Origin of the sequence: Streptosporangium carneum (assembly GCF_027922005.1) — a bacterium.
Taxonomy (GTDB): Bacteria; Actinomycetota; Actinomycetes; order Streptosporangiales; family Streptosporangiaceae; genus Streptosporangium; species Streptosporangium carneum.
This window is the reverse complement of sequence record NZ_BSEV01000049.1, coordinates 18,416-28,601: the sequence shown is the minus strand read 5'-3', so window position 1 is coordinate 28,601 and position 10,186 is coordinate 18,416. Positions and strand designations below refer to the sequence as shown.

Annotated in this window: 13 protein-coding genes; 5 read left to right on the top strand and 8 right to left on the bottom strand. The window is 68.0% G+C overall.

Annotation, left to right across the window (positions count from 1 at the left end; translation table 11 throughout):
* Window positions 1-311: 311 nt before the first annotated feature.
* The 6 genes from PKF00_RS43090 to PKF00_RS43065 all read right to left on the bottom strand — a co-directional run bounded on the left by PKF00_RS43090 (window position 312) and on the right by PKF00_RS43065 (window position 4,518).
* Window positions 312-683 carry a hypothetical protein gene (locus tag PKF00_RS43090; protein ID WP_271223580.1) on the bottom strand — a complete coding sequence of 124 codons (372 nt, stop codon included), beginning with the start codon at window positions 681-683 and terminating at the stop codon, window positions 312-314.
* Between the two features lie 12 nt (window positions 684-695).
* Entirely contained in the window at window positions 696-1,076 is a 381-nt protein-coding gene (locus PKF00_RS43085) for a roadblock/LC7 domain-containing protein (RefSeq protein ID WP_271223579.1), read from the bottom strand.
* Window positions 1,077-1,134: 58 nt separating this feature from the next.
* Window positions 1,135-2,064 carry a hypothetical protein gene (locus tag PKF00_RS43080; RefSeq protein WP_271223578.1) on the bottom strand — a complete coding sequence of 310 codons (930 nt, stop codon included), beginning with the start codon at window positions 2,062-2,064 and terminating at the stop codon, window positions 1,135-1,137.
* 4 nt (window positions 2,065-2,068) lie between these two features.
* Window positions 2,069-2,449, bottom strand: coding sequence for a roadblock/LC7 domain-containing protein (locus PKF00_RS43075; protein WP_271223577.1), 381 nt, complete (start codon window positions 2,447-2,449; stop codon window positions 2,069-2,071).
* Window positions 2,450-2,602: 153 nt separating this feature from the next.
* A complete protein-coding gene (locus tag PKF00_RS43070; protein WP_271223576.1) occupies window positions 2,603-3,814 on the bottom strand; it encodes a DUF4032 domain-containing protein in 1,212 nt (403 codons plus the stop codon).
* Between the two features lie 11 nt (window positions 3,815-3,825).
* Complete coding sequence (locus PKF00_RS43065) at window positions 3,826-4,518, bottom strand: class II aldolase/adducin family protein (protein WP_271223575.1); 693 nt, start codon at window positions 4,516-4,518, stop codon at window positions 3,826-3,828.
* A 330-nt stretch (window positions 4,519-4,848) separates the two neighbouring features.
* Between PKF00_RS43065 and ngcE the strand changes: the two genes are divergently transcribed.
* The 5 genes from ngcE to PKF00_RS43040 are packed head-to-tail and all read left to right on the top strand — an operon-like array spanning window position 4,849 to window position 9,110.
* Complete coding sequence (gene ngcE / locus PKF00_RS43060) at window positions 4,849-6,306, top strand: N-acetylglucosamine/diacetylchitobiose ABC transporter substrate-binding protein (RefSeq protein WP_271223574.1); 1,458 nt, start codon at window positions 4,849-4,851, stop codon at window positions 6,304-6,306.
* 6 nt (window positions 6,307-6,312) lie between these two features.
* On the top strand, window positions 6,313-7,224 hold the full coding sequence (locus PKF00_RS43055) for a carbohydrate ABC transporter permease (RefSeq protein WP_271223573.1): 912 nt from the start codon (window positions 6,313-6,315) through the stop codon (window positions 7,222-7,224).
* A complete protein-coding gene (locus PKF00_RS43050; protein ID WP_271223572.1) occupies window positions 7,224-8,132 on the top strand; it encodes a carbohydrate ABC transporter permease in 909 nt (302 codons plus the stop codon). The genes PKF00_RS43055 and PKF00_RS43050 overlap by 1 nt, the downstream gene beginning before the upstream one ends.
* A 50-nt stretch (window positions 8,133-8,182) precedes the next feature.
* Complete coding sequence (locus PKF00_RS43045) at window positions 8,183-8,833, top strand: hypothetical protein (RefSeq protein ID WP_271223571.1); 651 nt, start codon at window positions 8,183-8,185, stop codon at window positions 8,831-8,833.
* Window positions 8,820-9,110: a 4a-hydroxytetrahydrobiopterin dehydratase gene (locus PKF00_RS43040; RefSeq protein WP_271223570.1), complete on the top strand. Its 291-nt coding sequence runs from the start codon at window positions 8,820-8,822 to the stop codon at window positions 9,108-9,110. Before PKF00_RS43045 ends, PKF00_RS43040 begins: the two co-directional genes overlap by 14 nt.
* A 46-nt stretch (window positions 9,111-9,156) precedes the next feature.
* Here PKF00_RS43040 and PKF00_RS43035 read toward each other — a convergent pair whose 3' ends face one another.
* A complete protein-coding gene (locus tag PKF00_RS43035) occupies window positions 9,157-9,390 on the bottom strand; it encodes a hypothetical protein (RefSeq protein ID WP_271223569.1) in 234 nt (77 codons plus the stop codon).
* A 130-nt stretch (window positions 9,391-9,520) separates the two neighbouring features.
* Window positions 9,521-10,159 (bottom strand): GntR family transcriptional regulator, encoded by a 639-nt coding sequence (locus tag PKF00_RS43030; protein ID WP_271223568.1) that lies wholly within the window; start codon window positions 10,157-10,159, stop codon window positions 9,521-9,523.
* Between the last annotated feature and the right edge of the window lie 27 nt (window positions 10,160-10,186).

Here is a 10,186-nt window from a genome sequence, read left to right as displayed (position 1 = left end):
CCGAGGGCCCGCCCCCGGCCCTCACCCCCACCCCCTTCCGAAGATCCCCCGCCCCCTGAGAGCCCGTCCCCGGCCCTCACTCCCCCCGCCCCCGGCGATCCCCCGGAGAACCCCCCGAAGAGCGAGAGCGGACGCCCGTCCAGGCGTCCGCTCTCGCGTCTGTCTCCACCGGGGAACAGGTCGTCTCGCGCGTGGGGACACGCCGTCCCGCGAGGCCGGTGCACGGGGAACCGGCACGGCGGGGGTTTCGCGGCTTCGTGGGCGGTGGACCCCGGTGAGCGCGCGGGCCCTCCCGCGTGCCGTACGGCGGGTCAGATCTCGAGCTTCTCCTCGATGCCGCGCAGGCTGTGCCGCGCGAGCGCCAGGTTGGCGCGGGTGCGGTCGAGGGCCAGGTAGAGGAAGAGTCCCTTGCCGCTCCTGCCGGTGAGCGGGCGGATGATGTGGTACTGGTTGGTCAACGTGATCAGGATGTCCTCGATGCCGTCCTTGATGCCGAGCGACTCCATGGTGCGCATCTTGGCCCTGACGACCTCGGTGTTACCGGCCGCCGCGATCTGGAGGTCGAGGTCCTTCGAGCCGCCGAGGGCTCCCAGCGCCATGCCGCTGTTGTAGTCCACGACCACCGCGCCCACGGCGCCGTCGATCGCCATCATCTCCTTGAGAGAGACGTCCATGTTGCCCATTCATGCCTCCGGTCACTGGGTTGTCCATGTGCGGGATGTGATGGCGGCCAGGTTCGCCGCCGTCTTGCGCCCCTCCAGTCGCAGCAACCCGAGGTTGGTCCCCGGGCGGGCGAGCACTGTGAGGACGATCTTGGGGCCGGCCGCGTAGAAGGCCGCGTAGCCGTTGGTGCCGGAGATCAGCGTCTCCTCGAAGGCGCCCTTGCCGACCATGTCCGTCATCCGGCGGCTGAGGGCCAGCAGCGCGGAGGACAGCGCCCCGGTCTGCTCCACGGCGTCCTTCAGGTCGCTGGCTATCGTCATGCCGTCCACGCTGCACGCGACGCTTCCGTCGACGTCCGGTATCCGCTCGCGCAGCAGTGTCATCTCCCGGCGCACCTCGTCGCGTAGTTCCACTGGCACCCTCCTTCCGGTCCGCTTCAGCGTCCGCAGCCTTATCGGCATCGGACCGAGCTCATGTGAGTGCCTCCAATGCGTTTCTCAGCCGGATGAGCAGGTTCACGTCGGTGGGATCCCCCGTCGCCGGGGGAAGCCACTGCGCCGTCCCGGATGTGTGGGCCCCCTCGGCCACCGCGTCCCTGATCCCCCTGACGCCCGCCACGCGCCGGGGCAGCGCGCCCGCGGGCGCCTCTGGCGGAACCCGCGCGTCCCGCCTCTCGGCCGCCGGCCGCTCCTCGGGCGTTTCCGAGGGCGCGCCGGGAGGCGCGGGGGCGGCGGCGATCTCGCCCCTCGGGACGCGGAGCAGCCCGGCCGCGGCGAGCTGCCGTACGGCCAGCAGCACCGAGTAGGCCGGACGGCCCAGCCGGTGCGCCAGGTCCGCGGGAGTGGCCGTCGAGTCGGCGCAGGCCACGACCTCCCACTGCAACGAGGTCAGTACCACCCGCTGCGCGGGCACGCGGCCGACGGGGACGACCGGGAGCGAGTCCAACTCGGCGGACGGCCAGGTCCGGTCCAACTGCGTCCTCCTTCGCTTGCACTCCTGGAACAGTCCGGTCACGTCGAAGTACCACTGGGGGCCGAGCCAGTGCCGCTCTCCCGGCCGGAACCACGGCCGGTGCCCAGGGGCGTCGAACATGAAGTACACGGCGTCGAGCACCGCGCCGAGCACGCAGAACTCCAGCTCGCCCTTGGTGAGCACGCCCTGGGCGACCAGCAGCTCGCCGCCCGGCCTGCCCTCGTCCTGGGCTCGCATGGCCTGCCGTACGGCGTGGTCGGAGATCCTGCCGCAGGCGGCCAGCAGGTCCTCCACGCGCGGCGCGGCCGGACTCTCCGCGCAGGTCACGTGACCGCCCGTGAGGTAGAGGGTCCCGGCTCCTCCCAGGTGGAGGGCGCCGGTCGCACGGTCCTCGGCCAGTCCGTTGAGCACGTTCTCCGTGGTCGGCATGGCTTCACATCGTTATCAGGCGGCCGGAGAGCGCCTGCAGCCGGTGGCGGGCCAGAGCGAGGTTCGAACGTTGTGAATCGAGGTGGACGTAAATTACCAGCGGACCGTCGAATACCGTTTCGAGTGGTTTTAGTAAATGGTGTCCGTCGTCGGTAGTTATGATCACGTCGCGGATCCGGACGGTTCCGCCGGGGGAGGTCGTGGCGAGACCGTCCAGCATCGCTCGAAGGGTCTCTCCCAGCCCGGCGGCCGATCTCTCCGCGTCGAGATGGCGGTTTCCACCGCCGGTCGCCACGGCTGTCCCGCTGGTCTGATCGATCATGATCGCGTCCAGGGCGCCGGGGATGGCCATCACCTCGGCCAGGCAGTCTTCGATTCCGAGCACGAGCTCTCCCTCGCCAACGACTTCGCAACGTCGCCCGGTCAGCGTAGGGATATCGCCTTGAACCCGGGTGTCCTCATGAAAAGTCAGATATGGAGAGGAAGAGGATTCAGTACCGTGGTAGGAGGATGTTCATCCCAAGTGGAAGATATTTTCCTACTCCTCCGGAAGTAATGCCTTTTCGTCGGGTTTGTAAATCAGAACGTTTTTCACGTATGACTCCACCGCGGCGGGCAGCCCGACGTCGTGTCCCGCCGCCTCCGAGGCGAACCAGCGATGGTCGAGCACCTCGTGGAAGATCTGGGCGGGCTCCAGCTTGCGCCGCATCTCCTGGGGGACGGCCTCGATCGTGGGCTGGAAGACCTCGGCCAGCCACCGGTGGGCCACGATCGCCTCGTCCTCGTGACGCAGGCCCTGCGAGACCCTGAAGGAGTCGAGGTCGTTGAGCAGCCGCCTGGCCTGGTTCTCCTCCACGTCCAGGCCGGTGAGCCGGAGAAGCCTGCGCTGGTGGTGGCCCGCGTCGACGACCTTGGGGCGGACGATCAGCCGTCCCGTGCCCGCCTTGCGCCGCACCATCATCTCGGCGACGTCGAAGCCGAGGTCGTTGAGCCTGCGGATCCGCTGGTCGATCAGGTGCCAGTCGACCTCCTCGATGACCTCGTCGGAGGTGAGCTCGTTCCAGAGCCCGTGGTAGCGCGCACAGACCGAGTCGGCGACCTCCTCCGGGTCGATGGAGGGGTGGAGCAGGTCGCCCGCCTGGAGGTCGAGCATCTCGCCGAAGAGGTTGGTGTGCGCGACGTCGATGTCGTACAGGCGCTGGCCCTCGCTGATCATCGGGTGCAGCTCGCCGGTCTCCGCGTCGACCAGGTAGGCGGCGAAGGCGCCCGCGTCCCTGCGGAACAGCACGTTCGACAGCGAGCAGTCGCCCCAGTAGAAGCCGCTCAGGTGCAGCCGGACCAGCAGTACGGCCAGCGCGTCGAGCAGCCGGTTGAGCGTCTCCGGGCGGACGGCGCCCGACATGACCGCCCGGTAGGGCAGGGAGAACTGCAGGTGCTGGGTGACCAGCGCGGAGTCGAGCGGCTCCCCGTCGGCGCCGGTCCGGCCCGTGACCACGGCGACCGGTTCGACGGAGGGGGTGTCCAGCCTGCTCAGGTCCCACAGCAGGCGGTACTCGCGCTTGGCGTAGTACTCGCTGATCTCCTTGATCGCGTAGACCCTCCCGGAGAGCCTGGCGAAGCGGACCACGTGCCGGGAGATGCCGCGCGGCAGGGCCACCAGGTGGTGGGAGGGCCACTCCTCCAGGGGGACGTCCCAGGGCAGCCGGAGCAGGTCCGGGTCGCCGGGGGCTCCGGTGAGCTGAAGGGGCATCGCGTCAATCCTTACGTCGGAGTGTCCGGGAAGGGCACCGGGAGTTCGGCGGGACGGTCGTTCTCCCGGCGGGGGAACCCGGGGGTCTGGAGGGCCCGCAGCACGACCGCCGAGAGCTGCTCCTCGGTGAGCACCCGGGGTTCCCCGACGGCCCTGGCGCGCACGTAGACCTCGCACAGCCATTCGAGCAGCCTGGTCGCCTCGAAGGCCTGGGGCAGGTCGTCGCCGATCGTCACCCCGCCGTGGTTGGCCAGCAGCGCGGCCCGCCTGTCCCTGAGGGCCGCCTCGACGTTCGCGGCGAGCTCGGAGGTGCCGTAGGTGGCGTACTCGGCCACCCTGACCGTACCGCCGAGCAGCATCGTGTTGTAGTGGATCGGCGGCAGCTCGGTCATGGTCGTGGCGACCACGGCGCCGAAGACGGAGTGGGTGTGCACCACGGCCCCGGCGCCGGTCGCCGCGTAGACCGCCAGATGCATGGGGGTCTCGGAGGAGGGCTGCAGTTCTCCCTCGACCAGGTGTCCCTCGACGTCGACCACGGGGCAGGCCTCGGGTTCGAGGCGGTCGAGGGCGACTCCGCCCGGCGTCACCGCGACCAGGTCGCCGAGGCGGACGCTGAGATTTCCCGACGTCCCGATGACGAGTCCGGTCTCGACGGCCCTGCGGCCGTGTTCACACAGCAGCTGACGCTGCTCCGCCAGCAACATGTCCCAAAAGTAGGGTCTTGCGGTGGTGTGCGGCAAACCATCATTATCTGGTCTAGACCGGTTGTCCTCGGTAGATTGGCGAAGGACCGGGATCCTTTACTGGCGTGCAGGTGGAGAGTCAATGGCCATGTGCGAGGTATCGGGTACTGTGTGCCAATCTGTCAGGCCTCAGACTGCTTTGGTGCTTGGTTGCTACCGGATATGTCGCAGGGATATCACGGCTTGGTCTAGACCGGCTGCGAACCCTTGACGGTGGACTCCGGCGCTCCGTACCTTCAGGCAAACGTTTAGGAAACTTTCCTAATTGATCCCCCGCCCAGGAGGGTTACAATGTCCAACTCGGCCGGTACGCCCGGAGATATCACCCGGCGGCAGATGCTCCGCCGGATCGGCCTGACCGCCCTGGTGGCAGGCCCCGCCGCCGGACTCCTCAGCGCGTGCGCCACCAGCAGTGGCCCCGCCCCCGCGGCGACCTCCTCGGCCGCCCCCTCCTCCGGCGCTGCGGTCTCCGCGGCCAACCCGTTCGGCGTCGCCGCCGACGCACCGCTCGAAGTGGTCATCTTCAAGGGTGGTCTGGGCGACAGCTACGCCACCGAGGTCCACGAGCCGCTGTACAAGAAGGCCTTCCCGAAGGCCACGGTCAAGCACGTCGCCACCCAGCAGATCGCGCAGACCCTGCAGCCCCGCTTCGCCGGCGGCGACGTGCCGGACATGATCGCCAACTCGGGCACCGACCTCATGGACAACGGCGCCCTGCAGCAGGAGGGTCAGCTCCTCGAGCTCACCGAGCTGTGGGACGCCCCCTCGATCGACGACCCGAACAAGAAGGTGCGCGAGACGGTCGCCCCCGGCACCGTCGAGTCCGGCCTCATCAACAACAAGCCGTACCTGATGAACTACGTCTTCTCGGCGTACGGCCTCTGGTACGACTCCGCCCTGTTCGAGAAGAACGGCTGGACCCCGCCGAAGACCTTCGAGGAGTTCAAGGCCTTCTGTGAGAAGGCCAAGGCCGCGAACATCACCCCGTTCGCCTACGCGGGCAAGAACGCCTCCTACTACGCCTACTGGATGATCCTCATCTCCGCCGCGAAGATCGAGGGCAACCAGTTCCTGATCGACATCGACAACCTCGTCGACGGCGTCTGGAAGCGCGACTCCCTCAAGCAGGCCGCCGCCGCCTGGGCCGAGATCGGCAAGTACATGGACAAGTCCTTCGAGGGCCTGATCCACACCGAGGTGCAGACCCGGCAGAACCAGGGCAAGATCGCCCTCTACCCGTCGGGCTCCTGGCTGGAGAACGAGCAGAAGAGCCAGACGCCCAAGGAGTTCAAGTACGCCCTGACGCCCACCCCCAGCGTCACCGCCGCGGACAAGCTGCCCTTCGAGGCCATCCGCGCCGCCGCCGGCGAGGCCTACATCGTCCCCGCCAAGGCCAAGAACCCCAAGGGCGGCCTGGAGTACCTGCGCATCATGCTCTCCAAGGAGGGTGCGCGCGGCTTCACCGAGAAGTCCGGCAACATCACCGTCGTGACCGGCGCCGCCGACGGCCTGGACCTGTCGCCCGGCAACGCGAGCCTCAGCGCCGCGCAGACCGCCGCCGGTGCGAACATCGTCACCCGCAGCGACTTCGAGAACTGGTACAAGGAGCTCGAGACCGAGCTGCGCAAGCAGACCAACGCGCTGATGTTCGGCCGCATCTCCGCCGAGCAGTTCTGCGACAACATGCAGAAGGCCGCAGACAAGACCAAGTCTGACTCGTCCATCACCAAGCAGAACCGGACGGTGTAGCTCCCCATGCGGCACGGCAGGTATCGGTTCATCGTCGGCTTTCTCGCCGCGCCGGTGATCCTCTACGTGGTCTTCGTGATCAGCCCGTATCTACAGGCTTTCCAGATCTCGCTGACCAACTGGAAGGGCATCTCGGCAAACCCTCAGTTCATCGGCCTGGAGAACTACTCCCGCCTGCTGGACGACGAGGTCTTCTGGGCCGCGGTGCGTCACCACGGTGTTCTGTTGCTTGTCATGCCGCTGGTCACCATCGTGATCGCCCTGTTCTTCTCCTTCCTGCTCAACCTGAGCGGAGGGCAGCGGGGCGGTCAGATGACCGGGATCTGGGGCTCGAAGGTCTATCGCGTGATCTTCTTCCTGCCCCAGGTCCTGGCGGTGGCCATCGTCGGCGTCCTGTTCCAGGCGATCTACCGCCCGGACGAGAGCGGCGTCATCAACGGTCTTCTCGGCCTGGTCGGCATCAAGCCGGTCGGCTGGCTGATCGACCCCAACCTCGCGCTCTGGTCGATCATCGGAGTCATGGTCTGGCAGGCGGTCGGCTTCTACGTGGTGCTGTTCTCCGCGGGCATGTCCTCCATCCCCAAGGACGTGTTCGAGGCCGCCGCGCTGGACGGCGCGGGTCGCTACACCCTCTTCTTCAAGATCACCCTCCCGCTGCTGTGGGACACCATGCAGGTCGCGTGGGTCTATCTGGGCATCGCCGCCTTCGACGCCTTCGCCCTGGTGCAGGTCCTCTCGGTCGACCGGGGCGGACCCGACAACTCCACGACGGTGCTCCCGCTGGAGATCTGGCGGACCGCGTTCAACTTCTCCAAGTTCGGCTACGCGTCGGCGATGGGCGTGGTGCTGTTCTTCATGACCATCACGTTCGCGGCGCTCACCCTGCGCGTGACCCGGCGCGAGAGGATCGAGTTCTGATGGCTACGGAAACGGCCTACAAGCCCGCCTCGCGTACCGGATCCGCCCACGGCAGGCCGAAGCGGAAGCGCGGCGACCAGATGGGCGCCTTCGGCGCCCTGTCCCACCTGGCGCTGCTGGTCTGGTCGATCCTGGTCATCGGCCCGATCCTGTGGACCTTCCTCGGTTCCTTCAAGACCAACACCGAGATCTTCGGCGACCCCATCACGCTCCCGTCGACCTACAACTGGGACGCCTGGGGCCGGGCCATCGACAAGGCCCACGTCGGCCAGTACATGCTCAACACCGTCTTCGTGGTGGCCTGCAGCACGGCCCTGACCATGCTGCTCGGCTCGATGGCCGCCTACGTGCTGTCGCGCTACACCTTCCCCGGCAACCGGGCGATCTACTTCCTGTTCGTCTCGGGCATGACCTTCCCGGTCTTCCTCGCCCTGGTCCCGCTGTTCTTCGTGGTGCGCAACCTCGGCCTGATCGACACCCACTTCGGGGTGATCCTGGTCTACACCGCCTACTCGTTGCCCTTCACCGTCTTCTTCCTGTCGGCGTTCTTCAAGACGCTGCCCACCTCGGTGGGGGAGGCGGCGATGATGGACGGCTGTTCGCACACCAGGACGTTCTTCCAGATCATGGTGCCGATGGCCAAGCCGGGCCTGATCAGCATCACCATCTTCAACATCCTGGGCCAGTGGAACCAGTACCTCCTGCCGATCGTGCTGCTGTCCGGCAACGTCGAGGACAAGTGGCTGATCACCCAGGGCATCGCCAACATCTCCACGAACGCGGGCTACGAGGCCGACTGGCCCGGCCTGTTCGCCGCGCTGAGCATGGCGATCATCCCGGTCATGATCATCTACATCATCTTCCAGCGGCAGATCCAGTCGGGTCTCACCTCGGGCGCCGTCAAATAAGATCACCGGTCCGGTAATCCGGAGAGGGTGCGGGGGAGTCGTCCATAGTCGTGACGAACTCCTACGTCCTCTCCGGAGATCCGTACATGACCGGTCTGGAACCACTGGAACCCTCGGCCTTCCCCTTCCCGTTCTTCGGGGCGGGGGAGGCCGGTTACTACATGTGGGCCGAGGTGCACGTCCGCTTCGCCCGCGAGCCGACGATCTCCCAGCGTGAGGCCATCGTCGACGCCGTCCCGGTCCCGCTGCGGGAGGCCGTCGAGTGGTGCGAGGCCCGGCAGCTCATGGTGGCCAGCGGACTGTTCCTGCACGGCGTGGTCGCCCGCGCCTACCCCGTCGCCGCGGACGAGTCGGACCGGATCGACGACGACGGCTGGCTCCACGCGGCCCCCTCCAGGATCGCGGCGCTCAACGCCGACATCGAGACGTGGCTCACGCTGATCCACGGCCAGTGCCCCGTCCTGGCGGCCTACCGCGCCGAGGATCCCGACGGCGGCGGCACCCGCCTGTCCCGCTGGCACGACTGGAGTCTCACCCGGGTGCCTGTCCTCATGCCGGAGCTCGAACGACTCGTCGACCGGACCGGCCACGCCGCGACCATGGCCCGGGGTGTCATGGCGATGGCGCGGCGCGCCGGAGCCCTGGCGGGACTTGGCGTAACGGTCGCGGACATGATCTCCTGGACCGATGGACCTGCTTGACGACTCCGCGATCGAACGGAAACTGGCCGGGCTGCCCGAGTGGCGGCGTGAGGGCGACGAGATCCGCCGTACGATCACCGCCCCCGACTTCCCGGCCGCCATCCGCGTCGTCGACGAGGTCGCGGTCGAGGCCGAGAGGCTCAACCACCACCCCGACATCGACATCCGCTGGCGAACCCTCCACCTGGTCCTGTCCACTCACGACGCGGGCGGTCTGACCGAGCTGGACTTCACCCTCGCCGCACGCATCGACGAGATCGCCGCGTCGCACGCCTGAGCGCGGACGCACCTGAGCGCGGGGGCCGGTCGCGGCCCCCGCGGACTCATGAGGGCACGCCGCTCGCCCGCCGTTCCTGCTCCGCGAGCAGCTCGCGAAGCTCCTCCATGCCGTCCGCGTAGACGGTCATCGCGAGGTCGGCGTCGAGCTGGGCCCGGGACAGGGCCCTCGTCAGCCGGGTCGCGTACCATCGGCCCGCGTCGCTCCGCCAGATGGACCAGGCCCTGGCGTACTGCCCGCGCATCCGCTCCCAGTCAGCCTCTTCCGCAGAGAACCGCACTGTGTCACCACCTTCGTGCTCGGTGTCGCAGCCCAATGATGCGTTCGCCTGGAACGGGCCGGGTAGTGAGAGATGCTCTCCGCGAAGCTGAGACGGGCTTTCCGGGCGTCTGAGACGGGCTTTCCGGGCATCAGGGGATGCGGGACATCATCCGCTCCATGCCGTTGACCCAGTTGTCCCTGAGGGCCGCGGCCGCGCCCTTCGGGTCTCCGGCGATCAGGCACTCGGCGATCCGGCAGTGCTCCTCCGCCGCGCGCTCCATCGGCGTGCTCTCGCCGGCGACCAGGTGGGAGTAGCGGCGCATCCCCGCCTTGACGCTGGTGATCAGGTCGAGCAGCCGTTCGTTGGAGCAGCCGCCGAGCAGCAGGTCGTGCCACTCGTCGTCGTGGCGCTCGATGTCCTGCTGCTCGGCGATGTTGTCGGAGAACTCCTGGGCGAGCCGGAGCAGCTCGGGGGCGACCTGCTTCAGGTAGACGGGGTCGGAGCTGTCGAGCGCCAGCGCCTCCAGGGCGGCCACGATGGCGCACAGCTCGCGGAACTCCTTACGGCTCACCGGGGCGAACCGGAAACCCCTGCCCTGGTTGCTCTCCAGCACCCCCTCGCCCGCGAGCGTGATCAGGGCCTCGCGCAGCGGGGTGCGGCTGACGCCCAGCTCGGCGGCGAGAGCGGCCTCGTTGATGTCGGTTCCGGCCGCGAAGTCCCCTCGGTCGAGCCTGAGCATGAGCTCGTCGCGGATCTGCTCGCGGAGGGGGCGCCGCTCGATCGGCATGGCTCTCCTTGGGTTGATCTTGTTCGA